Source organism: Ruegeria sp. BHSC276 (genome assembly GCF_059612945.1).
Genome location: NZ_JBXWRP010000001.1, coordinates 118,895 through 143,754, shown reverse-complemented (window position 1 = coordinate 143,754; position 24,860 = coordinate 118,895). Strand labels below are relative to the sequence as shown.

The window sequence follows — 24,860 nt, the reverse complement described above, 5'->3', positions numbered from 1 at the left end:
TTGCGGAGAGAGCCATGGATTATTCCGTTATCTTTGCCGCCCTTTGGGTGATCTGCGCCACTGTCGTGGCGCTGTTGCCGATGCGCCTGCAATTTCCGCCGGGCATCGTGCTGCTGATCTGCGCGCCGGTTCTGATCGTCTGGCTTGGCGTGGCCCATGGCTGGTTGATCGGAGCGCTGGCCTTTGCTGGGTTCGTATCGATGTTCCGCAACCCCATCCGGTATTACTGGCGAAAATGGTCGGGCCGCGAGGTGGGGCAATGAGTTGGTCGATCGCACTGGCCGCCCTTTGGGGCATCGCTGCCAATGTGCTGGCCATGATCCCCAGCAAGGACAACCACTGGACCCGCGCCTATGCGCTGATCGCGGTGGGCATCCCGATCCTGGGCTATGCCACTTACGAAAACGGCCCGTGGGTCGGCCTGTTCGTTCTGGCCGCCGGCATGTCGGTGCTGCGTTGGCCCGTGATCTACCTTGGGCGGTGGCTGCGGCGGCGGATTTGAACCTGCGTCTTGGAACGGGCTTGCCACGCCCCACCGAATCCGCGATCTAGCCTCAATGACCACTTTGCCAACGCCTCAAGGCCGCCTGACGCCGAACCGACCTCTGAACGACCTCACCTGGCTGCGTGTTGGCGGCCCGGCGGATTATCTGTTTCAGCCGGCTGACCTTCAGGATTTGCAGGCTTTCCTGCGCGATCTTCCGTCCGAGGTGCCGGTGTTCCCGATGGGCGTCGGCTCGAATCTGATCGTCCGCGACGGCGGGCTGCGGGCCGTGGTGATCCGACTGGGGCGCGGCTTCAACGGCATCTCGGTCGAAGGCACCACAGTCACCGCAGGGGCGGCCGCACTGGATGCGCATGTCGCGCGCAAGGCGGCGGATGCGGGGGTGGACCTCACCTTTCTGCGCACCATCCCCGGTTCCATCGGTGGGGCCGTGCGGATGAACGCCGGTTGCTATGGCAGCTACACGGCCGATGTTCTGAAATCGGCCACCATCGTCACCCGGCAGGGCGAGTTGTTCGAGCTGACGCCGGCCGACCTGAACTTCCGCTATCGCCAGTCCGACCTGCCCGAGGGTGCGGTGTTGGTGTCGGCCACGTTCCAGGGCCCGGCGGGTGACCCGGCTGACCTGCACGCCCGGATGGAGGCGCAGCTGAAAAAGCGCGACGAGACCCAGCCCACCAAGGACCGCAGCGCCGGGTCGACCTTTCGCAATCCGGCCGGGTTTTCCTCGACCGGGCGGGTCGATGATGTGCACGACCTGAAGGCCTGGAAGGTGATCGACGACGCCGGAATGCGCGGCGCCCGACGCGGGGGCGCACAAATGAGCCCCAAGCACTCGAACTTCCTGATCAACACCGGAAACGCCACCGCCGCCGACCTCGAAGGGCTAGGCGAAGAGGTGCGAAAAAAGGTTTACGAAACAAGCGGGATCACGCTAGAGTGGGAAATCATGCGGGTCGGTGATCCGCTGACAGATTAAAGCCCCGACCGTCAGACCAAAACAGGCAAATTCAGGCGACGGATCAAAGGCATAACGAAATACGGACCACCAGATAAGGTCCGGGGACATTGAGGCGCACGAACGTGGGTAGGTCGAGCAGGACAAACCCCAAAGTGGCGGTATTGATGGGCGGCCCCTCGGCGGAACGCGAGGTGTCTCTCAGCAGCGGGCGCGAATGCGCAGCCGCCCTTGTGGGAGAAGGGATCGAGGTCGTCGAACTGGACGCCGGTCCTGACCTTTGTGCGCGCTTGCAGGACATCAAGCCCGACGTTGTCTTCAACGCCTTGCATGGCCGCTGGGGCGAGGATGGTTGCGTGCAGGGTCTGCTGGAGTGGCTGCGAATTCCCTACACGCATTCCGGCGTGTTGGCTTCGGCGCTGGCCATGGACAAACAGCGTAGCAAAGAGGTATTCCGCGCGGCCGGCCTGCCGGTGGCCAACAGCTTGATCGTTCCGAAATCGGACGTGATGGCGGGACACGTCATGCCCGCGCCATATGTGGTCAAGCCCAACAACGAAGGATCGAGCGTTGGGATCTACCTTGTTTTCGAGGGGTCGAACGGCCCGCCGCAGCTGTCGGATGACATGCCCGAACAGGTCATGGTCGAGCAATACGTGGCCGGGCGCGAGCTGACGGTCACCGTGATGGGCGACCGCGCCCTGACCGTGACCGAGATCCTGACCGACGGCTGGTATGACTACAACGCCAAATACAAGCCCGGCGGGTCGCGCCACGTGCTGCCCGCCGATATTCCGCCGCGTATCTTCGAGCTGTGCATGGATTATGCCCTGCGCGCGCATCAGGTTTTGGGGTGCCGGGGCGTCAGTCGCACCGACTACCGCTGGGACGACGCCAAGGGCGAAGACGGCGTGTTCCTTCTGGAGACCAACACCCAGCCGGGTATGACCCCCACCTCGCTGGTGCCTGAACAAGCCGCGCATCTGGGCATGACCTTCGGTCAGCTCTGCGCCTGGATGGTCGAGGACGCTTCATGCGATCGTTGACCGCCTCGCGCGCGCCAGACGTATATCGGCCCAAACCCCTTGCGGGGCCGGATGCAACATTTCAGGCTGGCGGCAATGCAAAGGCCCAGTCTGATCCCAAGCTGCGCCTGCGCGGTGGGCGTCTGTTCCGCCGTCGCACCGGGCGTGCCGATCCCGCCCCTTCGCGCCTCAGCTACCGTCTGCAGCGCTGGATGCTGACTCCAGGCATCCGGCGCGGCCTCAAGATCGGTCTGCCTCTGGGCGCTCTGGCCGCCGCCGTTGGTCTGTTCTTTGCCGACGAGACCCGGCGCGAAGCACTGACTGCGCAAGTCGACGGCGTAATCACCGCTTTCCAGGAACGTCCCGAATTCATGGTCAAGCTGATGGCGATCGACGGCGCGGGTTCCGACCTGTCCGATGACATTCGAGAGGTGGTGCCGCTCGATTTCCCCATCAGTTCGTGGGATCTGGATGTCGAGCAGATCCGCGACACGATCACCGGGCTGGATCCGGTGAAGTCGGCCAGCGTGCGGATCCGGCCGGGCGGTATCCTGCAGGTGGACGTGGTCGAGCGTCAGCCGGTCGTCGTATGGCGCACGCGCGAAGGCCTCGAGCTGCTGGACGAAACCGGCGCGCATGTGGCGTCGATCGCTCGCCGGACGGAGCGGCCCGATCTGCCGCTGATCGCGGGCGAGGGTGCTGACAAGCATGTGGCCGAGGCGCTGGAACTGCTGCGCACCGCGCGCGGCCTGGGCGACCGTGTGCGCGGCCTGCTGCGGGTGGGCGAACGGCGCTGGGATCTGGTTCTGGACCGCAACCAGCGCATCATGCTGCCGACCGAGCGCCCGGTGCGTGCGCTGGAGCGGGTTCTGGCAGTGAACGAGGTTCAGGATCTTCTGGAACGGGACGTGGCCGTGGTCGATATGCGGCTGGGGTCGCGCCCGACCATTCGGATGACCGAAGCCGCCAGCGCAGACTGGTGGAATACAAAAGTGACAACGGGTAACGGGCAGTGAATACGATGATGACCGATCTTTATCAGTCTCAGCGCGCGATGCGCCAGATGCGCCAGCAGGCCATGCAGCGGGGGGTGGTCGCGATCCTCGATGTGGGGACATCCAAGATCGCCTGCCTGGTGCTGCGGTTCGACGGGACCGGTCGGCTGAGCGAGGACAATTCGATCGGCTCGCTGGCCGGGCAGACCGGGTTTCGGGTCATCGGCGCGGCTACCACCCGGTCGCGTGGGGTGCGGTTTGGCGAAATCACGGCCATGCAGGAAACCGAACGCGCCATCCGCACAGCGCTGCAGGCGGCGCAGAAGATGGCCGACATCCGGGTCGATCACGTGATCGCCTGTTTCTCGGGGGCCAATCCGCGCTCGTATGGACTGGACGCGCAGGTGGACCTGGACGGGCACGAGGTCACCGAGGCCGAGATCGGTCGCGTTCTGAATGCTTGCGACGTGCCCGACTATGGGGCGGGGCGCGAGGTGCTGCATGCCCAGCCGGTGAATTTCGCGCTCGACAACCGCTCGGGCTTGATCGACCCGCGCGGGCAGATGGGGCAGACGCTGGCCGTGGACATGCACATGCTGACCGTCGATGCGGTCGCCATCCAGAACCTGGTGCGCTGCATCAAGCGGTGCGATCTGGAGTTGGCGGGCATTGCCAACTCGGCTTATGTGTCGGGAATTTCGGCGCTGGTCGAGGACGAGCAGGAACTGGGCGCCGCCTGCATCGACATGGGCGGTGGATCGACCGGCGTGTCGATCTTCATCAAAAAACACATGATCTATGCCGACAGCGTACGCATGGGCGGCGATCACGTCACCAGTGACATTTCGATGGGGCTGGGGGTCTCGACCACCATCGCCGAACGGATCAAGACCTTCAATGGCGGCGTTCATGCCACTGGCGCCGATGACCGCGACATGATCGACATCGGCGCGGACACCGGCGACTGGGAACACGACCGACGCACCGTCAGCCGTGCCGAACTGATCGGCATCATGCGCCCCCGCGTCGAAGAGATTCTGGAAGAGGTCCGCCTGCGGCTGGACGCCGCCGGGTTCGACCACATGCCCAGCCAGCAGATCGTGTTGACCGGAGGAGGCAGCCAGATTCCCGGTCTCGATGGGCTGGCCAGCCGCATTCTGGGCCAGCGGGTCCGCCTGGGGCGGCCTCTGCGGGTGCACGGCCTGCCGCAATCGGCCACGGGGCCCGGCTTTTCCTCGGCGGTCGGATTGGCCCTGTTTGCCGCGCATCCGCAGGACGAATGGTGGGATTTCGAAACCCCGGTCGACAGCTCGGCCGTGCGCCCGTTCCGCCGTGCCGTGCGCTGGTTCAAGGACAACTGGTAAGGATGCTCAGCCCGGCCAGGCAAAGCTTCTGGCCGCGCGCATCATAGCCTCCATCGGGGGCGAGAATTTGCGGCCGGGAACGGTGATCATCGCCACCTCCCGGCTCACCTCGGGCTCGGTCAGCGGGCGCTGAACGAGGCCGGGCAGGGTCACCGAATATTCCGGCATGAAGGCAAAACCGATCCCGGCCAGAACCATCGCCTGCACCCAGTCCTCGCGTTCCGAACGAAACCGGGCATACAGCTCGACCTCCTTCGAATCGCAGACCGACATGACCATTTCGCGCAGTTCGCAGGCCAGCCGGTCGACGTAGTCCTGCCCCGAAAGCTCGGCCAGCGTTATGGCGTTCTTGCGCTGCAGCCGGTGCTCGGGCGGCAGAACCACCACGTAGCGTTCGGAATAGAGAGGGTGGACGCGGAACCTGTCGCGGATGTCGTCGCCCGCCGTCATCACCACCGCGTCCAGCTCGTCATCGGCCAGAAGGCTCTCCAACTCCGATACTGGGGCTTCCCTGACCGCCAGTTCCATGCCGGGGTGGTCGTGCTTGAAGGCGGCCAGAAATCGCGCCAGCCGCACATGCCCGATCGTCGGCATCACGCCAAGGCGGATCGGTGTCTTTTCCAGCAGGCGAAAGTTGCGGGCCAGAACCCGCGTGGCCTCGGTCTCTTCGAGGATGTGTTCGAGATGCGGCAGCATCGAACGGCCGAACTCGCTGAGCAGGATGCGCCGCCCCTCGCGGTGAAATACCGGCGCGCCCAGCTCCTCCTCCAGCGCCTTGATGCCCTTGGTCAGCGCCGGTTGCGACACGTCGCATTCCTCGGCCGCCTTGGTGAAATTAAGCGTCCGCGCCGCGGTCAGGACATAGCGGATCTGGGACATCTCCATGGCAACCCTCCCCTTGAAAACCACAGGGCAAGGATACAACACCCGGGCCAAACCGTCAGTTATCGAATGATAACGGTGCGCCCATAGTCCCGTGCGCCGGGTTCTGTTGAAATGCCCTCATTGACAGAAACGGTTTGTGAGAGGAGCACGAAATGCCTGTATTCATGGTGGAAAGAAATCTCAAGGGCATCAGCATGGAGGACCTCGCAGGCGCGCAGAAGGCAGCGATCGGGACGGCCGAGACCATGCGCGCCGGCGGTGACCAGATCCGCTATATCCGCTCGACCTTCTCGCCGGGCGACGGCCGTTGCATGTGCCTGTTCGAAAGCGACACGCCCGCCCAGGTGGCGCGGCTCAACGACACTGCCGGCCTGCCATATACCCAGATCGTCGAGGCGCTGGACCTGACTCCCTGAAAAATCAACGATGTGCGGCGGTTTTCGCCGCGCATTTGACCCGATTGCACGGTGACAGGATCAAGAGGCCGTGTTAGAGATTCACTCAGCACCCGGACAAGAGGTGCAGACCGAAGGCCGAGCAGGCTTTCTGAGAGTTCGGATACGTGACCTCCCCCCCGCAACCCGGCGTTGCGGGCCGTTGGCGTGTTGTGTTGCCTCAGCTTCAACCCGCAACATCTGCCAGAGTCGGCGAAATACTGCAATCGCGGGTCTGTTTTCTTCCATATTTTGTGGCAATTTTGCGTTTTTGGCGTGACGTTTGCCAATTCGGATTGTAGGATTGCAGGTGGATAGGCAAGAAAATCCCGCATTGGCGGACATATAACAGGCGGACAGAGCATGACATTAAATCTTTCGATGCCCGGGCAGGATGAACTGAAGCCACGGATCACGGTATTTGGCGTTGGCGGGGCAGGCGGCAATGCCGTCAACAACATGATTGAAAAGCAACTCGACGGCGTGGATTTCGTGGTGGCCAACACGGACGCGCAGGCACTGCAGCAAAGCCGCTCTTCGGCGCGGGTGCAGTTGGGCATCAAGGTGACCGAGGGGTTGGGCGCGGGCGCCCGGGCTTCAGTGGGTGCCGCCGCCGCCGAAGAAAGCATCGAGCAGATTGTCGATCACCTGGCCGGCGCGCATATGTGCTTCATCACCGCCGGTATGGGCGGGGGCACCGGCACCGGCGCCGCTCCGATCATCGCGCAGGCCGCGCGTGAACTGGGCGTGCTGACCGTGGGCGTGGTGACCAAACCCTTCCAGTTCGAGGGCGCCAAGCGCATGCGTCAGGCCGAGGACGGCGTCGAGGCGCTGCAGAAGGTTGTTGACACGCTGATCATAATCCCCAACCAGAACCTGTTCCGTCTGGCCAACGAAAAGACCACGTTCACCGAGGCTTTCTCGATGGCGGATGACGTGCTGTACCAGGGCGTCAAGGGCGTGACCGACCTGATGGTACGTCCGGGCCTGATCAACCTCGACTTCGCCGACGTCCGCGCGGTGATGGACGAGATGGGCAAGGCCATGATGGGTACCGGCGAGGCCGAGGGCGAAGACCGCGCCATCCAGGCCGCCGAAAAGGCCATCGCCAACCCGCTGCTGGACGAAATCAGCCTCAAGGGCGCCAAAGGTGTTCTGATCAACATCACCGGCAGCCATGACCTGACCCTGTTCGAACTGGACGAGGCCGCCAACCGCATCCGCGAGGAAGTGGACCCCGAGGCCAACATCATCGTCGGCTCCACTCTGGACCCCGAGATGGAAGGCAAGATGCGCGTATCGGTCGTGGCCACCGGCATCGACGCCAGCGACAGCGCCGCCGAGGCTCCGGCGCCGCGCCGGTCGATGGCAGCGCCGCTGAGCCGCGCCACCTCGGCCGAGCAGGAAGTCCCTGAAGTCGAGGCCCAGCCGCGTCCGGCCGAAGTTGCCGAGGCGGCCGAGAACATCGCGCCGACCCTGTTCGAGTCGATCGAGGAAGTAGAGTTCAAAGAGAGCTTCTACGACTCGGGCACCGAAACCGCGTCGGATGACGATGATCTTCCGCCGCCGGCCTACCAGCCAAGCGCAGCCGAAACCGGGCCGGTGCCCCAGCCGGTCGAAGCCGCAGCCGATCCGGTGCATTCACATGCGCCGGGCACCCCTTCGCCGCAGGCCATGCAGCGGTTGCAGGCCGCGGTCCAGAAAGTCCCGAGCGAGTCGCAGCGCCTGAACGCGCAGCGTCCGCAGGCGTCGGCACAACCGCCGCGCCCTGCGGCTGAGGAACGGCCGCGTTTCGGCTTCAACCGCCTGATCGATCGGATGACCGGACATGCCTCGGACACCCCCGCGCAACCTGTCCGTCAGCAGCCCGCATTGCGCCAGACTGACGCCACGGCACCTGCGCAAGACGCGGCCGACCCGGATCAGGAACGGATCGAGATACCGGCCTTCCTGCGGCGTCAGGCCAACTGATCGCGGTAACAAATTCTGAGGAAGGGTCGCCGGTTGGCGACCCTTTAATTTTTGTTTTCAGATATTTACATGCGGATCGGCAGGCTTTTGCCGATCGTTCGCAAAACTGTTTCATTCGGTTACAAAGAGTGAGTTGAGGTGCCTCCGGTGCTTCCTTAACTGAGTGGCAACACGGCCGTTTCGGGTCGGACACCGCTCACTGAGGTCCCATTTGCAACAGACGCTCAAATCTTCGGTCACGTTCAAAGGCGTGGGTTTGCATAGCGGCAAGCCCGCGACGATGGTTCTTAAGCCGGCTGCCGCCGGGCACGGTATTTGGTTCAAGCGGACCGATATCGAACTGGGCAATGCAATGATCCCGGCGATCTATGACGTTGTTGAGCGGACCCAGCTGTGCACGCGGTTGGTCAATGATGCGGGCGTCTCGGTGTCTACTGTCGAACATATCATGGCAGCCTTGGCCGGATGCGGCATCCACAATGCCCTGATCGAGATCGACGGCCCCGAAGTCCCGATCATGGATGGCTCGTCGATTGAATTCGTGCGCGGCATCATGTCCAAGGGTGTGCGCCGCCAGGCCAGCCCCGTTCTGGCTTACGAGGTGCTCAAGCCGGTCGTCGCCGAGCGCGAGGGCGCGCGGGCGTCGATCCGTCCGGCGGACGGCTTGATCATCGAGTTCCACATCGATTTCGAAGACGTGGCCATCGGACGGCAGACCAAGATTCTTGACATGCGCAACGGTGCCTTTGCCCGCGAACTGTCCGATTGTCGAACGTTCTGCCGCCGCTCTGATGTCGAAGCGATGCGCGAAAACGGTCTGGCTCTGGGTGGCACGTTGGACAACGCTGTCGTGGTGCAGGGCGACTCGGTTCTGACTCCGGGCGGCTTCCGCCGTGCGGACGAAGCCGTGCGTCACAAGATGCTGGATGCGCTGGGGGATCTGTATCTGGCCGGCGGCCCGATCTTCGGCCATTTCGTCGGCGAGAAATCCGGCCACGCGATGACCAACACCCTACTCCGCAAACTGTTCGAAACGCCCGGCGCGGTGCGCCCGGTTCTGTGCACGCCGGAACAGGCAATGCAATTGCCGGGGCAGGGTCTGGCCTTTGCGGAAATCCCGCAGGTGGCCTGATCTGTCCAGTCTTGGCGACAATTCCGTCGCGGGTCGTTTAAGGCGTTTTGCACCGGAATTTTATATGCTAGACCAAAGCCCAATCCGGGGTTACCCAAAGAGACAAGACGACTAGGATGGGCGGTATGGTTGGCTTCAAGGCGGCAGTCAGGCTTGCGGGCGTGATTCTTCTGGCGGCTACTTTGACGGCATGCGGCAATGCGGGCGGCTTGTTTGGAAACAAGGGGGCCGACCGGTCCCAAAACCTCGAAGGCTATACCCCCGAACAGATTTTCACCCGTGGCGAATTCGAGTTGTCGCAGAATAGGCCGGATGACGCCGCCTGGTACTTCTCGGAAGTGGAGCGCCTGTACCCCTATTCCGAATGGGCCAAGCGGTCGCTGATCATGCAGGCCTTTGCGTTCCATTCGGACAAGAATTATGAGGAAAGCCGCGCCGCCGCGCAGCGGTATATCGACTTCTACCCCACCGACGAGGACGCGGCCTATGCGCAATACCTTCTGGCGCTCAGCTATTATGATCAGATTGACGAGGTCGGCCGCGACCAGGGCCTGACCTTCCAGGCGCTACAGGCCCTGCGAACGGTGATCGAGGTCTATCCCGACAGCGAATATGCCACCTCGGCGGTGCTGAAGTTCGATCTGGCTTTCGACCATCTGGCGGGCAAGGAAATGGAGATCGGGCGCTATTATCTGCGTCAGGATCACTATACCGCCGCAATCAACCGCTTCCGAGTAGTGGTCGAGGATTTCCAGACCACCACCCACACCGCCGAGGCGCTGTACCGCCTTGTCGAGGCCTATCTGGCCCTGGGGCTGGTTGACGAGGCGCAGTCGGCTGGTGCGATCCTTGGCTACAACTACCAGTCGTCCGAATGGTATGATGCGGCTTACAAGCTGCTGACGTCGCGCGGGCTTGAACTCAAGAGCCGCGGCAACAACTGGCTCAGCCAGATCTACCGCCAGACGATCAAGGGCCAGTGGTTGTAATCGCCATGGTCACAGGCTTGGGACGCTGACGACCCGATGCTGCGCGCCCTTGATATCCGCGACATGCTGATCATCGACCGGCTGGAACTGAACTTTCAGCCGGGCCTGAACGCGCTGACCGGCGAGACGGGCGCCGGCAAGTCGATCCTGCTCGACTCTCTGGGCTTCGTGCTGGGCTGGCGCGGGCGGGCCGAACTTGTCCGGCAGGGGGCCGCGCAGGGCGAGGTCGTGGCCGAGTTCGAACTGCCTGAGGGCCATCCCGCCCATGCGATCCTGGCCGAGGCTGGTTTGCCCGGCGGGTCGGAACTGATCCTGCGCCGCGTCAATACTGCCGATGGGCGCAAGACCGCTTGGGTCAACGACCGCCGCTGCTCGGGCGAGGTGCTGCGCGCGCTGTCGGAAACCTTGGTCGAACTGCACGGCCAGCATGATGACCGCGGCCTGCTGAACCCGCGTGGTCATCGCGCTATGCTGGACGCCTATGCCGGGGCCGAGCCGCAATTGACAGCTGTGCGCGCCGCCTGGGCTGAGATGGCGCGCGCCCGCAAAGCCCTGGCCGAGACCGAGGCCGCCGTGGCCGCCGTGCGCAGCGAAGAGGAATTTCTGCGGCATTCCGTTGCCGAACTCGACAAGCTTGATCCGCAGCCGGGCGAGGACGCCGAACTCGACGCCCGCCGTCGGATGATGCAGGGGGCCGAGCGCATCCGCGACGACGTGGCCCGTGCCTTTGCCCTGCTGGGCGGTGACGGGGCCGAAGGGGCGATGGCGGATGCCGTGCGCTGGCTGGAAGGTGTCGCCGACCGGGCCGAGGGCCAATTGGACGAGCCGATCGCCGCCCTGGGGCGTGCCCTGATCGAATTGGGCGAGGCGCAGGATGGCGTAACCTCCTGCCTCGAGGCGCTGGATTTCAACCCTGTCGAGTTGGAGCAGACCGAGGAACGTCTGTTCGCCATCCGCGCGCTAGCCCGCAAACATGACGTGGCGCCAGATGACCTGAGCGGTTTCGCCGACACGCTACGCGCCCGTCTGGGCCAGCTTGAGGCCGGAGACGCCGACCTGGCCGACCGTCGCGCTGCGGTTCAGGCGGCGCAGGCAGCCTACGACGCGGCCGCCGAGGCACTCAGCGCTCTGCGGCGCGAGGCTGCCGGCCGGCTGGACGCGGCGGTAATGGCCGAGCTTGCGCCGCTCAAGATGGAGCGTGCGGTGTTCCAGACCCAGATCACACCCACCGAGCCCGGACCCGAGGGGCAGGACGCCGTGGCCTTTACCGTCGCCACCAACCCGGGCGCGCCGTCGGGTCCGCTCAACAAGATCGCCTCGGGTGGGGAGCTCAGCCGCTTTCTGCTGGCTCTCAAAGTGTGCCTGTCGGGCGACGACAGCGCCCGCACCATGATCTTTGACGAAATCGACCGCGGGGTGGGCGGCGCCACCGCGGACGCCGTGGGCCGCAGGCTTGCGGCGCTGGCGCAGGGCGGGCAGGTGCTGGTGGTAACCCATTCGCCGCAGGTTGCGGCTCGCGCGGCTCATCACTGGCGGGTTCAGAAACACGTGACAGACGGGCAGACCCTGTCCACTGTCCTACCGCTGTCCGAGCCGGACCGGATCGACGAGATTGCCCGCATGGTCTCGGGCGACACCATAACGCCCGAGGCCCGTGCCGCCGCCCGCGCGCTGCTGCAGGCCTGATGCCATCCTGTCGCAGTGTGCCGCGGGCTTCACCAGCTTGCGACTTTTCTCTGCGCAGTGCGTGCGTTACCAAGGGTCATCACCCAACCCCGCCGAGGGACAATGACCCAGTCTACCCGTTCCGTGCTGCACTACCAGCTCCAACAGGCCTTGGCCGCGCTCAAGGACGCCTGGCGGGTCATGCGCCGTCGTGGTCCCAGCCAGGTCCAGTTCTGGTTCATCGCGCTGGCCATCGGCATCGCCGCAGGGTTCATGGCGTTGGGGTTTCGCAAGGGCATCACCGCCTTGCAGGCCTATGTCTACCAGACCGAGGACATCCTGCGCCTGCACAGCCATGCCGAAGGGCTGCCATGGGTCGTGATCCTGGTCATTCCCATCGTGGGTGGACTGGTGGTGGGGGTAATCCTGCACCTGTTTACCGATGACGGCCGCGTGCGCTCGGTTGCCGACGTGATTGAAGGCGCCGCCGTCAACGATGGTCGGGTCGAAACCAAGGCCGGCATCGCCTCTTTCCTCGCCTCGCTGATCACGCTCAGCACTGGAGGTTCGACCGGACGGGAAGGGCCGGTGGTGCACATGGCCGGCGTGATCTCGACCTGGGTCAGCAACCGCATCCATGCCGACGGCATCACCGGGCGCGACCTGTTGGGCTGTGCCGTTGCTGCCGCCGTCTCGGCCAGTTTCAACGCCCCTATCGCCGGGGCGCTGTTCGCGCTCGAGGTGGTGTTGCGCCATTTTGCCGTCCATGCTTTTGCGCCGATCGTCATCGCCTCGGTGGCGGGCACGGTCATCAACCGGCTGGAATATGGCGACGTGACCGAATTCATTCTGGAAACGCCGGGATCGTTGCAATTCTACGTCGAGCTTCCGGCCTTCCTGATCCTCGGACTGGTTTGCGGGCTGGTGTCTGTGGTGCTGATGCGCGCGATCTTCTTTGCCGAGGATTTCGGCAACCACGTCCAGACGCGCCTGTCACTGCCGCGCTGGCTGCGCCCGGCGGTGTCCGGGGCGATGCTGGGGGTTATTGCCATCTGGTTCCCGCACATCATCGGCGTGGGCTACGAAACCACGATCCGCGCCCTGACCGGCGATCTGGTGCTGACCACCGCCATCCTGTTCGCGGTGGTGAAAACCGCCGCCGTCGCCATTACCATGGGCGGACGCATGGGGGGCGGTGTGTTCTCGCCCTCGCTGATGATCGGGGCGCTGACCGGTCTGGCCTTCGGGCTGATCGCGACCGGTCTGCTGCCGGACGTGTCCGGCACGCACACGCTCTATGCCTTCGCGGGCATGGGGGCGGTGGCGGCGGCGGTGCTGGGGGCGCCGATTTCGACCACGCTGATCGTGTTCGAGCTGACCGGAGATTGGCAGATCGGGCTGGCTGTGATGGTATCGGTTTCGATGTCCACCGCGCTGGCTTCGCGGCTTGTCGACAGGTCGTTCTTCCTGACCCAGTTGGAGCGCCGGGGCGTGCATCTGGCGGCCGGGCCGCAGGCCTATCTGCTGGCGATGCTGCGGGCCGGTTCGGTGATGCGCCCGCTGGGTGATCCGCGCTCGATCACCGAAAAACAGGCGCGGGAGCTGATGGATCAGGGGCTTTGCATTCCGGCCAGCGCCACGCTCGAGGCGGCGATGCCTTATTTCGGCCGTGACGAGATCGCCTGTCTACCGGTGGTGGTGCCCGAAGACGACGGATCCGAAACCCCGGTGGGAGCGCTTTATCATGTCGATGCACTCAAGGCGTACAACCGCGCGCTGGCCGCCACGGCAGCCGAGGAACATTCGTGACCCTGCGTGGGTGTCAGATTTGCTCGACCTTCACCGATTCGAGCCGGTAGAACGCGATGTAGTCCTTGATTTCGGACACGGCCGGGATCGGGTTCTCATAGCTCCAGGCCGCGTTTTCGGTGACCGAGGATTTGTTGACGATCGAAAAATGCGTGGCGTCGCCCTTGTGCGGGCAGTGGGTCACCTTGTCGGTCTTGTCCAGAAAGGCCATCGCGATGTCGTCGCGCGGGAAATAGATGACCGGCGGCAGATCGCCCTCCGACAGCTCCAGTGCGTTGGTGGTCTCGCCCAGAATGGCGCCGCCTGAACGGACGCACCATTTTCCGGGCGCCTTGCGGATCGTGATATCTGCGGTCATTTCTGCTCCTTCCCTCGTCGTCGCGGCCTTTGATCATTCCGGCCTGAAGTCTACCCGTCCATGTAACACTGTCATGTCACAACGGTGCGGTCGCGGCATCCAACCACAGTTGCGCGTCGGGCGACAGCCTTGGGCGGATCTTTTCCGCAACGTCCCGATGGTAGGCGTTCAGCCAGTCGCGTTCTGCTGCGGTCAGCATGTCGGACACGATCAGGCGCCGGTCGATCGGGACATAGGTCAACGTACGCCAGCACAGCATCGCCCGTTCGCCGTCACCGCCGGGCAGGGCGGGCGCTTCTTCCACGACCACCAGGTTTTCCAGCCGGATGCCAAACGCACCCTCGCGGTAATAGCCCGGTTCATTGGACAGGATCATGCCGGGCTGCAGCGGCACATGGCTGACGCGCGACAGGCGCTGCGGGCCTTCATGAACGCTGAGATAGGCACCGACACCGTGACCGACGCCGTGGTTGAAATCCTGACCCGCCTGCCACAACGGAGTACGCGCCACGCATTCGATGTCACGCCCGGCCAGCCCCACCGGCCAGCGCAGCATCGACATGGCGATCATTCCTTTCAGCACGCGGGTGAAACAGGCCTTCTCCTCTTCGCCGACGCTTCCGATAGCAATCGTGCGGGTGATGTCGGTGGTGCCGTCCAGATATTGCCCGCCGCTGTCCAGAACCAGCAGATGCCCGTCTTCAAGCCGGCTGTCGGTGTCCTCGGTCACCCGATAGTGCATGATGGCGCCATTCGGCCCGGTGCCCGCGATCGTGTCGAACGAGATGTCCTGCAGCGCGTTGTCGCGCCGCCGGTTTTCCTCGAGCTGGGTGACGACCTGGGTCTCGGTCACACTGCCCGGTGCCTGCTCATCCAGCCAGCACAGGGTCTCGATCACCGCCACCGCGTCGCGCAGATGCGCGGCGGCACTGCCCGCGATTTCAGCCGCGTTCTTGCACGCCTTGGGCAGGGCGCAAGGGTCGCCGCCATCCACGGCGCGCTCGGCCAGCACGTCGATCACGGCCTGAGGCACGGTGCCCATGTCCACCTGAACCGCGCCTTCCAACGCGCCGACGGCCTCCAGAAACGCTTCGGGCGGGTGCACCGACACCTGCGGCCCCAGATGTTGGTCCAGCCCGGTCAGCTTCTGCGCCGCCATGAACAGGTCCACCCGCCCATCGGCGTGCAGAATGGCAAACCCGTGCGCTACCGGATTGTAGGCGATGTCAGACCCGCGAATGTTCAGCAGCCACATGATCGAATCCGGCAAGGTGATCACGGCTGCGCTGCGCCCCGCGTCCGCCAGGCTTTTTGCCAGGCGCGTGATCTTGCTCTCGGCGCTTTCGCCCGCGAAGTCCAGCGGATGTGGCTTTGCCGGGTTCATCGGCGGCGCTGGCTGGTCCACCCAGATGCGGTCGACAAGGTTGTCACAGCGCACCAGCTCGATCCCGCTGCCGGCCAGCGCGGCTTGCGTGTCGTGGATCTGTCCCGCCGCGTGCAGCCACGGATCGAACCCCACCTTGCCGCCCTCGGGTAGGTGCCGTTTCAGCCAGTCGGCCAGAGATACTTCGGGCCAGGGCACCGGCGTGAACTCCTCGGCCACCTGCGCCTTGACCTGGGTACGGTAGCGGCCGTCGACGAACACCCCGGCAACGTCGCGTAATGTCACGCAGAACCCAGCTGTTCCAGTGAATCCGGTCAGCCAGGCCAGCCGCTCGTCATGAGGGGCCACATATTCGCCCTGATGCGCATCGGCGCGCGGCACAAGGAACCCGTCCAATCCTTCGCGCACCAACTCAGCTTGCAACGCCGCCAGTCGCGGTGGCCCCTGTTCCGGCCGCGCCGTCACTTCGAAGGATTGGAACATTTGCATCTCCCTCAATCCGAGGCGGGCCATGGCCCACCTCAGTTTGGTTTTTTCAAGAAGGGTCCCGCCCGGGGCAAGGCCTGGCTCAGCCGGCCTTCCGAATGCCCATCACGCGGGCCCGCGCGCGCGGATCGCTGTCGAACAGGGCGGCCAATTGCTCGGTCATCGCCCCGGCCAGCTGTTCCACATCGGTGATCGTCACCGCGCGGTCGTAATACCGGGTCACGTCATGGCCGATCCCGATGGCCAGCAATTCGACCATCTTGCGCTTTTCGACCATGGCGATCACGTCGCGCAGGTGTTTTTCCAGGTAATTCGCCGGATTTACGCTCAGCGTAGAATCATCCACCGGAGCCCCGTCCGAAATCACCATCAGGATCTTGCGCTGCTCGCGCCGGGCCAGCATCCGCCGATGTGCCCATTCCAGCGCCTCACCGTCGATGTTTTCCTTCAGCAGGCCTTCTTTCATCATCAAGCCCAGATTGGCCCGCGCCCGCCGCCAGGGCGCATCCGCCCCCTTGTAGACGATATGCCGCAGATCATTCAGGCGGCCGGGCTGCTGTGGGCGGCCATCGTTCAGCCACGCCTCGCGCGCCTGTCCGCCTTTCCAGGCCCGGGTGGTAAAGCCCAGAATCTCGACCTTCACGTTGCAGCGTTCCAGCGTGCGTGCCAGAACATCGGCACAGATCGCTGCGATGGAAATCGGGCGCCCGCGCATCGATCCCGAGTTGTCCAGCAGCAGCGTCACCACGGTGTCGCGGAATTCGGTGTCTTTCTCGACCTTGAAGCTCAGCGGTGTCGTCGGGTTCGCAACAACCCGCGCCAGCCGACCGGCATCCAAAATGCCTTCCTCGCGGTCGAACTCCCAACTGCGGTTCTGCTGCGCCTGCAGTCGGCGTTGCAGCTTGTTGGCCAACCGGCTGACGGCGCCCTTCAGCGGCTCCAGCTGCTGATCCAGATAGGCCCGTAGCCGCTCCAGCTCCGCGGGTTCGGCCAGCTCCTCGGCGGCGATCTCCTCGTCATGAGTGTTCAGATAGACCTTGTAGTCCGGGTCGGCCTCGGACGCCGGCGGAGGGGCGGGCGGCTCCAGCGGCGCTTCGCCCTCGGGCATCTCGGCCTCTTCGCCCATCTCGTCCTCGGCCATCTCATCCATCGAGACCTGCGCCTGCGACTGGTCTTGCTGCTCTTCCTGCGTCTGTTCAGGAGTGGCGTCGGCGTCCTGCTCGTCCTGTTCGTCCTGGCCGGTGCTGTCGGGGTCGGGCTGTTCCTCGGCCTCTTCCTCGGCCTGGTCCTCCTGATCCTCGTCCAGTGCGTCCGGGTCTTCGCCCAACTGATCGCCATAACCCAGATCGTCGATCACCTGGCGGGCGAATTTGGCAAAAGCGGTCTGGTCCGACAGAATTTCGTTCAGGTTCTCCAACGTGCCGCCGGCCTGTTCCTCGATAAACCCGCGCCACAGTTCCATGACATTCGCGGCCGCCGGCGGGAGATCGCGCCCCGTGGCCAGGTGCCGGATCAGATAGCCCGCGGCGACGGCCAGCGGAGCCTCGGACGGCTGCTTGCACTGGTCATAGCCCCGCCGCAGCGCCTCGTGGTTGATCTTGACGTCGATATTGCTGGCGGTGCCCGGCATGTCGCGGGCGCCCATGGCTTCGCATCGGGCAGTTTCCATCGCCTCGTACAGATCGCGGGCCATGTCGCCCGGCGGGGCGTAACGGGCATGGGTGGCCTCGTCATGGTACCGGCGCTGCAACGCCAGCGCATCCGCCGTGCCGCGCGCCAGCAAAACCTCCTCGCGCGTCATCCGGCGCGACACTTGAGGCAAGCGCATCGACTCGCCCGACAAACCCGACGGATCGACCGTGTAGCTGACCGACAGGTCCGGGTCGTCGGCCATCACCTTGGTGGCCTCGGCCAGGGCCTTCTTGAAGGGATCAGCGGGATTGTCGTTCTTCTGCACCATCTCTCTCAGCCCTCATTCAAGCGCCGCCCGACCGCGACGACCGGCCCCGCCTTCATCTGGCCCAAAATATCCCCGCCGGAGGCATTGCGCCCGGCACGGGCGCAAATCCAGCATTACCCCAAGCTGACGCTTGCGGCGCTTTCCGGCAGTTCCTCATCAAAACACCGCTGATAGAACTCGGCAACCGTCTCGCGCTCCAACTCGTCGCACTTGTTCAGGAACGACAGGCGGAAAGCATAGCCCACGTCGCGGAAGATCTCGGCATTCTGGGCCCAGTTGATCACGGTGCGCGGGCTCATGACTGTGGACAGATCGCCATTCATGAAAGCGGTCCGGGTCAGGTCGGCCACGGTGACCATCTGGCTGACGGTCTTGCGGCCCTTCTCGGTGTTGTAATGCGGCGCCTTGGACAGAACGATCATCACCTCGGCATCGTGACTTAGATAGTTCAGCGTCGCTACCAGCGACCATCGGTCCATCTGCGCCTGGTTGATCTGCTGCACGCCGTGATACAGGCCGGTGGTATCGCCCAAACCCACGGTGTTGGCGGTGGCGAACAGGCGGAAATAGGGGTTCGGTGTGATGATTTCGTTCTGGTCCAGCAAGGTCAGCTTGCCGTCATGCTCCAGAACCCGCTGGATCACGAACATCACGTCGGCGCGGCCGGCGTCGTATTCATCGAACACGATGGCCACCGGGTTGCGCAGCGCCCAGGGCAGGATGCCCTCGTGAAACTCGGTCACCTGTTTGCCGTCGCGCAGCTTGATCGCATCCTTTCCGATTAGGTCGATCCGGCTGATGTGGCTGTCCAGGTTGACGCGAACTGCAGGCCAGTTCAGACGCGCGGCGACCTGTTCGATATGGGTCGATTTGCCGGTCCCATGATAACCCTGGATCATTACCCGCCGGTTGTGCGAGAAACCGGCCAGAATGGCCAGCGTCGTCTCGGGGTCGAACTTGTAGGTCGGATCGATCGCCGGCACACGGTCGCTTTGCTCGGCAAAGCCCTTGACGACCATGTTCGTGTCAATGCCGAACACGTCCCGGACCGAGATCTCTTCGGTCGGTTTTGCGTTTATGTCGATTGATCCGTCAGCCATGCGCTTTGTCCTCATTCCTTGGCCCGTTCACCGGGGTCGAACCCGTGTGTGGTGCAATATATTGCGGGCAAGGGCAAGGGAAAGCCGAGTTTGCCGAAAGAGAACCGGGCGATTGCCTTCGGCGGCCTTCGCGGCTGCATCGCGAACCCGGAAATCTGCACCGTGCAGCGGCGGCGTGGCGCTATTTGTTGACTCGTCAAAAGGAATATCGTGCAGTATGTGCGTTTGTTAGCGAGGTTTCGCCGTGTCATTGGTCATTACTGGCCCGTCGGTCATTAATTTCCCGTCGGGAGCCGATACGTTTGCCGTCGATTACAATGCCTCACGATCTGTTTCCTGGAGCGTCACAGTGCTTGGTGACGGGCCATTGGATCCGTCCGATTATTCCGTTTCCATCGACGCCAACGGTTTGTTGACCATCGACTTGACACCGGGGGTCGACATTCCTCCGGGTACATCGCTGTCGCTTCGGATCGACGCGACCACCGGCCGCCCCGGAAACGGGAACAATGCAAGCCTTGGCGTGACCGTGAACCTCCCTGCTGGGGTCGTGCCCTGTTTCGTTGCCGGAACCCTGATCGAGACCGCGCACGGACCACGCCCAGTCGAAGATCTTGCCGTTGGCGATCTCGTGCGCACCTCACGTGGAGAATTGCTGCCGATCCTCTGGATCGGGCAACGAACATTGTCAGCAAACCAGCTGGAACTGAGCCCGAATTTCAGACCGATCTGCATAGGCAAGGACGCTTTGGGGCCTGGCCGGCCTTCGCGCGACCTCTACGTCTCACCGCAGCATCGCATCGTGCTCGAAGGGTGGATGGCCGAGCTTCTGTTCGGCGAAGCTCGGGTTTTTGCGGCGGCGGTCCATCTGGTCAACGATGGGACCATTCGCCGGACCCTGCCCAAATCGCCGGTCACCTATTACCACATCGCCTGTCCGCGCCACGCCGTTCTGATCTCGAACGGGTTGCCGACCGAAAGCCTTTATCCCGGCGATATGGTGCTTCAGGCGTTTGGGACAGGGGTGGCGGCCGAGCTGCTGGCCTTGTTCCCTGAACTGGCCCACCCAACCCCTACAGCCGCGTTGCGGACCCGGTTGCCCTGCCTCAAAAGGCGCGAAGCGTCGGTGGCGGGAAAAGCGCTGATCCAGTAGGTCGGCCAGACCTGTCCCGACAAAAAAACCAAAATTAATGCCAACGTGCGCGCTTCGCGGTATGCTTGCAGAGGTTTCAGTGCCGCCCGGACAACGAACGGCCGTGGAATCCACTTTGCTTGAACATTTGAATTAAGGGAGTGAGAACTTGAGAACCTTGAATTGGAAGCGGCGCTTTGCCGGCGCAGTTTTGGGGGTCAGTCTGGCGCTGCCGGCTGCGGCCCAGGACAAGCCTATGAATTTTCTCATTATCTGGGGCGATGACATCGGGTATTGGAATGTCAGCGCTTATAACCAAGGCATGATGGGCTATGAAACGCCCAACATCGACCGGATTGCAAACGAAGGCATGTTGTTCACCCATGCCTACGGGGAACAGTCCTGCACGGCAGGGCGGGCCAGCTTCGTGACCGGCCAGTCCGGTTTCCGGACCGGGCTTCTCAAGGTCGGGTTGCCGGGCGCCAAAGAGGGGATCAGCGAAAAGGACCCCACCATTGCCGAATACATGAAGTCCAAGGGCTACATGACGGGTCAATATGGCAAAAACCATCTGGGCGACCTGGATGAACACCTGCCCACCAACCACGGTTTCGATGAATTCTTCGGCAATCTCTACCACCTGAACGCGGAAGAAGAGCCCGAGAATGTCGATTATCCCAAGGATCCCGCCTTCCGCGAGCAATTCGGCCCACGCGGCGTCATCAAGTCCAGCGCCGACGGCAATATCGAGGATACCGGCCCGCTGACACGCAAGCGGATGGAAACCATCGACGAAGAGGTGACCGCCGGTGCGCTCGACTTCATCGACCGGGCGGTTGAACAGGATAAGCCGTTCTTTTTGTGGTACAATACGACGCGCATGCACATTTTCACGCACCTAAAAGAGGAAAGCCAGGGCGTGACCGGGCTGGGGGTCTACCCTGATGGCATGGTTGAGCATGACAAGATGGTCGGCCAGATGCTGGACAGGCTCGACGAGCTAGGCATCGCTGACAACACGGTGGTGATGTATTCCACCGACAACGGCGCCGAGGTCTTCAGCTGGCCCGATGGCGGTACCACTCCGTTCCGGGGTGAAAAGAACGACAACTGGGAAGGCGGCTATCGCGTTCCGCTGCTGTTGAAATGGCCGGGTGTGATCGAACCGGGGCGCAAGTCGAACCAGATCATCAGTCACCTGGACTGGTTCCCGACGTTCATGGCCGCGCTGGGGGATGCCGACATGAAAGAGGTCATGCTGACCGAAGCACCCTTTGGGGAAGGCAACGAGCCGGTGCACCTGGACGGCTACAACTTCCTGCCATACTTCAAAGGCGAGACCGAAGAAGGCCCGCGCAAGGAGTTTCTCTATTTTTCGGATGGCGGTGACCTAGTGAACCTGCGGTACGGGCCGTGGAAGGTCGTGTTCGCCGAACAGCGGGCACATGGTTTCGATGTTTGGCAGGAACCGCTGACCTTCCTGCGGTTGCCCAAGCTCATAAACCTGTATTCGGACCCGTTCGAACGGGCCGAGCACGAGTCCATCGGCTACTCGCAATGGCGGCTCGAGCGCGCCTTTGCTCTGGTGCCGGCTCAGGCTTTCGTGGCTCAGTTCCTCGAAACCTTCAAGGACTACCCGCCGCGTCAGGAACCTGCCAGCTTCTCGATCGATCAGGTTCTGCAGACGTTGCAAACCAATCAGGGCGGCTGACCCAATTTACAGAAAACATGAAGGGCGCCCAATCGGGCGCCCTTTTTACATTGAAAGGCTGAGGCTTTACTTGAAATTGCGGCTGTCCTTGATCTGGTCCCAGGCCCAGACCACTTCCTGCAATTGTTCTTCCTGACTGCGGTCGCCGCCGTTCATGTCGGGATGCAGAACCTTGATCAGCTTCTTGTAGGCCTTGCGCACTTCGGCTTTGGTCCAGTTGTCCTTGGCTTCGAGGATCTCGATCGCCCGGCGTTCGGTGGGCGGCAGGCGGCGGCCCGTGGCTTCGCGGCCCCGGTTCTTGGTGGCCTTCTCGCCCAGCACCTGATGCGGGTCCTCGATCCCAAGGCGGGCCCAGGCGCGCGCCTCAGGGTCGCCCATCGGTTTGGTCTCGCGCTCCCACACCTTGTCCTTGGACCGCTGCGCGTTCAGCTCGGCCTCGGTCGTGCCGTCGAAGAAATTCCACTTCTGGTTATACTCGCGCACATGCTGCTGGCAGAACCAGAAATAGTCATCCAGCACGTCGGGCGCCTTGGGCGCGCGGTATTTCCCCGGTTCGTTACAGCCTTCGTGATCGCAGACGCGGGTCGATGTTTCGGATGCGCCCGACATGCCCCGGCGGCCGCGCGGGTTTTTCTTCTTGGCACTGGACACCGAGATGTCGAAACCGAAGGGATCAGGTTTTACCATGTGCTCATCCTCACGAACGCGTCTTTTCGACTCGGAGGCAGCAGTTTAATCTAAGTGACCGAAAGTAGAAGAGGGGCGCGGCAAATTATTTGTCCACGAGCACGAAAATGACCATGACCGAGGAAATTCGCACCCGCCTGCAGGCGGCTTTCGACCCCTATGAGCTTGAGGTCGTGGACGACAGCGAAAGCCATCGTGGCCATGCCGGGTTTCGCGAAGGCGGCGAAAGCCATTTCAACGTCCGCATCCGCGCCGCGGCCTTTGCCGGTCAGTCCCGTGTGGCCCGCCATCGCGCCGTGCACAAAGCGCTGGGAGACGTCGTGCCGCGCATCCACGCGCTGGCGCTGGACATTGGCGACTGATTGCGCCACGGCCGGCGGAAGGCGATCAGAGCGCTGGCAAGCAACTGGCGCATGCCCGAAATCCGCGCATCCAGCCAGGCGGTGTGGCGGTAATGGTTCAGTTGCCCCGGGTATCTTTTTCGGCCTCGTCCGGCTTGGCCTCGGGGGTGTCTTTGTCCGGCTTCGACGTCAGCGGCGGGTCGTCATTATCCTGCGCGATCGGGGCCGGTGCGTCGGGGCCGGGAACCGGACGCGCCAAGGGAGTATCGTCCTGTTCGGGCGGGGTCAGAAAGGCCTCGGCTTCATCGGCCGGCACTTCGGTCTCGACAGCCCGCCGGAACACCAGAACATTGCGCCAGTTCGTGGTGCTGCCGGTCAGTCCCACCCGCTCTTCGCTGGGCAGCAGTTCGGCGCGCTGATATTCCCAACCCTCTGCGCCCATCTCGTTCAATAGCTGCTCGATGGTGACGGCAAACCGGCCCTCGGGCGTTTTGACCCCTTTGGCCTTGGTGCCTTTCTTGGGGGCCGGGACGACCTTGTATTCGTAACGCTGCATACACAACCTCAAAATTGTTGAAGGGGTTATAGCAGCGTGTTCCCCAAACGCCATAGCACCACTTGTATGACGACTGCACTATATAGGCAGATTTTTCCATTTGGGTACTCGGTAAAGGTGCATTGATTGACATACTCGCCTGACACGCGTCTACTAATTGACGTTGGGTTAATTAGTTTGGGGGGGTGTTATGGCTCGAGCGATTGCGTATCGCGGCGTTGATATACCGAACACATCTGTATGGTTTGGTTTTGTGCAGGTCGCAAACTCGGGGAGGATCGTTATTTCGGATGGGTTTCGGAAAACGATCTACGAAGGCAGTTTCAGGTATGATGCGGCAGGGCGCGTGTCCGGAATTATGAACAAGATCACCGAGTTTGCGGGTGGTCAGAAACTATACACTGTGACTGGAATTGGCGCGAGTGCCGCAGCGCTGTACAATGCAATCCAGATACAAGCGAACTTTCAAAAAGCGGCAGCAATTGTTCTTGCAAAAAGCGATAGCCTAACCGGTTCGTTGTTTGCTGATAGTATTAAGTCATTTGCAGGAAATGACATCGTCAACGCTAGGGATGGAGACGACACGGTGTGGGCCGGAAGTGGTAACGATGTCGTCCGAGGTGGACTAGGAAACGACACCGTTTTTGGCAACCAAGGCAATGACAGACTAATTGGTCAGGGTGGAGTGGACAAACTCGTCGGACAGTCCGGGAACGATGTCCTTTCCGGCGGCAGTGGCGACGACGTACTGATCGGTGGCGGCGGCAGCGACCGAGTTTATGGCGGTGCCGGCAACGACATTCTGAACGGCGGGAACGCCGCAGATATTTTGAGAGGCGGCGGCGACAATGATACTCTCATTGGTGGATCTGGTAACGACAACCTAGCTGGGGGTTCGGGAGACGACATCCTGCAGGGCGGCGCCGGTCGTGACATCCTTGCCGGAGGTGCCGGTGCGGATCAGTTCGTATTCAAAGCTGTTTCCGAGTCGCGTGTTGGAGGAACGAAACGGGACGTCGTTACAGATTTCGTTCAAGGGGAAGATGTTATTGATGTTTCCGCTATCGATGCAACGTCGCAACCTTTGGATCAGGCTTTTACGTTTATTGGAGAAGCCGCGTTCTCTGGCACTGAGGGTGAATTGCGTTTCGTCAAAAACACGACAAGCGGAATTACAGTCGTGAGCGCGGATATCGATGGGGATGGCTCTGCCGATTTCCAAGTTCAATTGACTGGTATCTTCGATCTGAACCAGACGGATTTTATTCTGTAGGGAAGTTTCCGCAGCCGCCAGCGTCATTCTTGTTGCAGCGAGAATCATAGATCGCCAACAATGACCGCCCTGACCGACGGTTTTCGTCGCCTATCAGCGCCGAAGGCGATGCCACGATCAAGAACCGTTCGGCAACGGGT

The 24,860-nt window shown here is 62.8% G+C and carries 23 protein-coding genes; 16 read left to right on the top strand and 7 right to left on the bottom strand.

Annotated elements, in window-relative coordinates:
• Window positions 1-14 precede the first annotated feature (14 nt).
• The 6 genes from AC2FMD_RS00700 to ftsA all read left to right on the top strand — a co-directional run bounded on the left by AC2FMD_RS00700 (window position 15) and on the right by ftsA (window position 4,847).
• Window positions 15-263 carry a DUF2484 family protein gene (locus AC2FMD_RS00700; protein ID WP_496740956.1) on the top strand — a complete coding sequence of 83 codons (249 nt, stop codon included), beginning with the start codon at window positions 15-17 and terminating at the stop codon, window positions 261-263.
• Window positions 260-502 (top strand): DUF2484 family protein, encoded by a 243-nt coding sequence (locus tag AC2FMD_RS00695; RefSeq protein WP_496740955.1) that lies wholly within the window; start codon window positions 260-262, stop codon window positions 500-502. Before AC2FMD_RS00700 ends, AC2FMD_RS00695 begins: the two co-directional genes overlap by 4 nt.
• A gap of 55 nt (window positions 503-557) precedes the next feature.
• On the top strand, window positions 558-1,484 hold the full coding sequence (gene murB / locus AC2FMD_RS00690) for a UDP-N-acetylmuramate dehydrogenase (RefSeq protein WP_496740953.1): 927 nt from the start codon (window positions 558-560) through the stop codon (window positions 1,482-1,484).
• A 104-nt stretch (window positions 1,485-1,588) separates the two neighbouring features.
• On the top strand, window positions 1,589-2,509 hold the full coding sequence (locus AC2FMD_RS00685; RefSeq protein ID WP_496740951.1) for a D-alanine--D-alanine ligase: 921 nt from the start codon (window positions 1,589-1,591) through the stop codon (window positions 2,507-2,509).
• A complete protein-coding gene (locus tag AC2FMD_RS00680; protein WP_496678842.1) occupies window positions 2,497-3,504 on the top strand; it encodes a cell division protein FtsQ/DivIB in 1,008 nt (335 codons plus the stop codon). Before AC2FMD_RS00685 ends, AC2FMD_RS00680 begins: the two co-directional genes overlap by 13 nt.
• Before the next feature lie 8 nt (window positions 3,505-3,512).
• Entirely contained in the window at window positions 3,513-4,847 is a 1,335-nt protein-coding gene (gene ftsA / locus AC2FMD_RS00675; RefSeq protein WP_496678843.1) for a cell division protein FtsA, read from the top strand.
• Window positions 4,848-4,853: 6 nt separating this feature from the next.
• On the opposite strand, the gene AC2FMD_RS00670 is transcribed toward ftsA, so the two are convergent.
• Entirely contained in the window at window positions 4,854-5,732 is an 879-nt protein-coding gene (locus tag AC2FMD_RS00670) for a LysR family transcriptional regulator (protein ID WP_496740949.1), read from the bottom strand.
• A 152-nt stretch (window positions 5,733-5,884) separates the two neighbouring features.
• Between AC2FMD_RS00670 and AC2FMD_RS00665 the strand changes: the two genes are divergently transcribed.
• The 6 genes from AC2FMD_RS00665 (at window position 5,885) to AC2FMD_RS00640 (ending at window position 13,732) form a co-directional block, all read left to right on the top strand.
• A complete protein-coding gene (locus AC2FMD_RS00665; protein WP_068347630.1) occupies window positions 5,885-6,148 on the top strand; it encodes a DUF4242 domain-containing protein in 264 nt (87 codons plus the stop codon).
• 381 nt (window positions 6,149-6,529) lie between these two features.
• Entirely contained in the window at window positions 6,530-8,137 is a 1,608-nt protein-coding gene (gene ftsZ / locus AC2FMD_RS00660; RefSeq protein WP_496678847.1) for a cell division protein FtsZ, read from the top strand.
• 211 nt (window positions 8,138-8,348) lie between these two features.
• Window positions 8,349-9,269 (top strand): UDP-3-O-acyl-N-acetylglucosamine deacetylase, encoded by a 921-nt coding sequence (lpxC, locus tag AC2FMD_RS00655; protein ID WP_496740947.1) that lies wholly within the window; start codon window positions 8,349-8,351, stop codon window positions 9,267-9,269.
• Between the two features lie 125 nt (window positions 9,270-9,394).
• Entirely contained in the window at window positions 9,395-10,258 is an 864-nt protein-coding gene (locus AC2FMD_RS00650) for an outer membrane protein assembly factor BamD (RefSeq protein ID WP_149774745.1), read from the top strand.
• 36 nt (window positions 10,259-10,294) lie between these two features.
• The gene (gene recN / locus AC2FMD_RS00645) at window positions 10,295-11,944 is read left to right on the top strand and encodes a DNA repair protein RecN (protein ID WP_496740945.1); all 1,650 of its coding nucleotides are present in this window, start codon (window positions 10,295-10,297) and stop codon (window positions 11,942-11,944) included.
• A 102-nt stretch (window positions 11,945-12,046) separates the two neighbouring features.
• Complete coding sequence (locus AC2FMD_RS00640) at window positions 12,047-13,732, top strand: chloride channel protein (protein ID WP_496794546.1); 1,686 nt, start codon at window positions 12,047-12,049, stop codon at window positions 13,730-13,732.
• A 13-nt stretch (window positions 13,733-13,745) separates the two neighbouring features.
• Here AC2FMD_RS00640 and AC2FMD_RS00635 read toward each other — a convergent pair whose 3' ends face one another.
• From AC2FMD_RS00635 to cobS, 4 genes are all read right to left on the bottom strand, one after another.
• Window positions 13,746-14,090 (bottom strand): DUF427 domain-containing protein, encoded by a 345-nt coding sequence (locus AC2FMD_RS00635; RefSeq protein ID WP_496678854.1) that lies wholly within the window; start codon window positions 14,088-14,090, stop codon window positions 13,746-13,748.
• Between the two features lie 76 nt (window positions 14,091-14,166).
• Window positions 14,167-15,957, bottom strand: a complete 1,791-nt coding sequence (locus AC2FMD_RS00630; protein ID WP_496740941.1) for an aminopeptidase P family protein — start codon at window positions 15,955-15,957, stop codon at window positions 14,167-14,169.
• 85 nt (window positions 15,958-16,042) lie between these two features.
• Window positions 16,043-17,920 carry a cobaltochelatase subunit CobT gene (gene cobT / locus AC2FMD_RS00625; protein WP_496794545.1) on the bottom strand — a complete coding sequence of 626 codons (1,878 nt, stop codon included), beginning with the start codon at window positions 17,918-17,920 and terminating at the stop codon, window positions 16,043-16,045.
• A gap of 113 nt (window positions 17,921-18,033) precedes the next feature.
• On the bottom strand, window positions 18,034-19,020 hold the full coding sequence (gene cobS, locus AC2FMD_RS00620) for a cobaltochelatase subunit CobS (protein ID WP_496678859.1): 987 nt from the start codon (window positions 19,018-19,020) through the stop codon (window positions 18,034-18,036).
• 367 nt (window positions 19,021-19,387) lie between these two features.
• Between cobS and AC2FMD_RS00615 the strand changes: the two genes are divergently transcribed.
• Both AC2FMD_RS00615 and AC2FMD_RS00610 read left to right on the top strand, forming a co-directional pair.
• Window positions 19,388-20,173, top strand: coding sequence for a Hint domain-containing protein (locus AC2FMD_RS00615; protein WP_496711482.1), 786 nt, complete (start codon window positions 19,388-19,390; stop codon window positions 20,171-20,173).
• 235 nt (window positions 20,174-20,408) lie between these two features.
• Entirely contained in the window at window positions 20,409-21,863 is a 1,455-nt protein-coding gene (locus AC2FMD_RS00610; RefSeq protein ID WP_496678862.1) for an arylsulfatase, read from the top strand.
• Window positions 21,864-21,929: 66 nt separating this feature from the next.
• Here AC2FMD_RS00610 and AC2FMD_RS00605 read toward each other — a convergent pair whose 3' ends face one another.
• The gene (locus AC2FMD_RS00605; RefSeq protein WP_496711481.1) at window positions 21,930-22,550 is read right to left on the bottom strand and encodes a J domain-containing protein; all 621 of its coding nucleotides are present in this window, start codon (window positions 22,548-22,550) and stop codon (window positions 21,930-21,932) included.
• Between the two features lie 107 nt (window positions 22,551-22,657).
• On the opposite strand from AC2FMD_RS00605, the gene AC2FMD_RS00600 reads away from it, so the two are divergent.
• On the top strand, window positions 22,658-22,912 hold the full coding sequence (locus AC2FMD_RS00600; protein WP_490360767.1) for a BolA family protein: 255 nt from the start codon (window positions 22,658-22,660) through the stop codon (window positions 22,910-22,912).
• Window positions 22,913-23,009: 97 nt separating this feature from the next.
• Here AC2FMD_RS00600 and AC2FMD_RS00595 read toward each other — a convergent pair whose 3' ends face one another.
• Complete coding sequence (locus AC2FMD_RS00595; RefSeq protein ID WP_496794544.1) at window positions 23,010-23,447, bottom strand: DUF4177 domain-containing protein; 438 nt, start codon at window positions 23,445-23,447, stop codon at window positions 23,010-23,012.
• Window positions 23,448-23,637: 190 nt separating this feature from the next.
• Here AC2FMD_RS00595 and AC2FMD_RS00590 point away from each other — a divergent pair, with 190 nt between their 5' ends.
• Window positions 23,638-24,720: a calcium-binding protein gene (locus tag AC2FMD_RS00590; protein ID WP_496794543.1), complete on the top strand. Its 1,083-nt coding sequence runs from the start codon at window positions 23,638-23,640 to the stop codon at window positions 24,718-24,720.
• The last annotated feature ends 140 nt before the right edge of the window (window positions 24,721-24,860 follow it).

Coding starts and splice junctions, on each gene's coding strand:
- AC2FMD_RS00700 (WP_496740956.1), top strand. CDS start 15: ATGGATTATTCCGTTATCTTTGCCGCCCTTTGGGTGATCTGCGCCACT.
- AC2FMD_RS00695 (WP_496740955.1), top strand. CDS start 260: ATGAGTTGGTCGATCGCACTGGCCGCCCTTTGGGGCATCGCTGCCAAT.
- murB (WP_496740953.1), top strand. CDS start 558: ATGACCACTTTGCCAACGCCTCAAGGCCGCCTGACGCCGAACCGACCT.
- AC2FMD_RS00680 (WP_496678842.1), top strand. CDS start 2,497: ATGCGATCGTTGACCGCCTCGCGCGCGCCAGACGTATATCGGCCCAAA.
- ftsA (WP_496678843.1), top strand. CDS start 3,513: ATGACCGATCTTTATCAGTCTCAGCGCGCGATGCGCCAGATGCGCCAG.
- AC2FMD_RS00670 (WP_496740949.1), bottom strand. CDS start 5,732: ATGGAGATGTCCCAGATCCGCTATGTCCTGACCGCGGCGCGGACGCTT.
- AC2FMD_RS00665 (WP_068347630.1), top strand. CDS start 5,885: ATGCCTGTATTCATGGTGGAAAGAAATCTCAAGGGCATCAGCATGGAG.
- ftsZ (WP_496678847.1), top strand. CDS start 6,530: ATGACATTAAATCTTTCGATGCCCGGGCAGGATGAACTGAAGCCACGG.
- AC2FMD_RS00650 (WP_149774745.1), top strand. CDS start 9,395: ATGGTTGGCTTCAAGGCGGCAGTCAGGCTTGCGGGCGTGATTCTTCTG.
- recN (WP_496740945.1), top strand. CDS start 10,295: ATGCTGCGCGCCCTTGATATCCGCGACATGCTGATCATCGACCGGCTG.
- AC2FMD_RS00640 (WP_496794546.1), top strand. CDS start 12,047: ATGACCCAGTCTACCCGTTCCGTGCTGCACTACCAGCTCCAACAGGCC.
- AC2FMD_RS00635 (WP_496678854.1), bottom strand. CDS start 14,090: ATGACCGCAGATATCACGATCCGCAAGGCGCCCGGAAAATGGTGCGTC.
- AC2FMD_RS00630 (WP_496740941.1), bottom strand. CDS start 15,957: ATGTTCCAATCCTTCGAAGTGACGGCGCGGCCGGAACAGGGGCCACCG.
- cobT (WP_496794545.1), bottom strand. CDS start 17,920: ATGGTGCAGAAGAACGACAATCCCGCTGATCCCTTCAAGAAGGCCCTG.
- cobS (WP_496678859.1), bottom strand. CDS start 19,020: ATGGCTGACGGATCAATCGACATAAACGCAAAACCGACCGAAGAGATC.
- AC2FMD_RS00610 (WP_496678862.1), top strand. CDS start 20,409: ATGAATTTTCTCATTATCTGGGGCGATGACATCGGGTATTGGAATGTC.
- AC2FMD_RS00605 (WP_496711481.1), bottom strand. CDS start 22,550: ATGGTAAAACCTGATCCCTTCGGTTTCGACATCTCGGTGTCCAGTGCC.
- AC2FMD_RS00600 (WP_490360767.1), top strand. CDS start 22,658: ATGACCATGACCGAGGAAATTCGCACCCGCCTGCAGGCGGCTTTCGAC.
- AC2FMD_RS00595 (WP_496794544.1), bottom strand. CDS start 23,447: ATGCAGCGTTACGAATACAAGGTCGTCCCGGCCCCCAAGAAAGGCACC.
- AC2FMD_RS00590 (WP_496794543.1), top strand. CDS start 23,638: ATGGCTCGAGCGATTGCGTATCGCGGCGTTGATATACCGAACACATCT.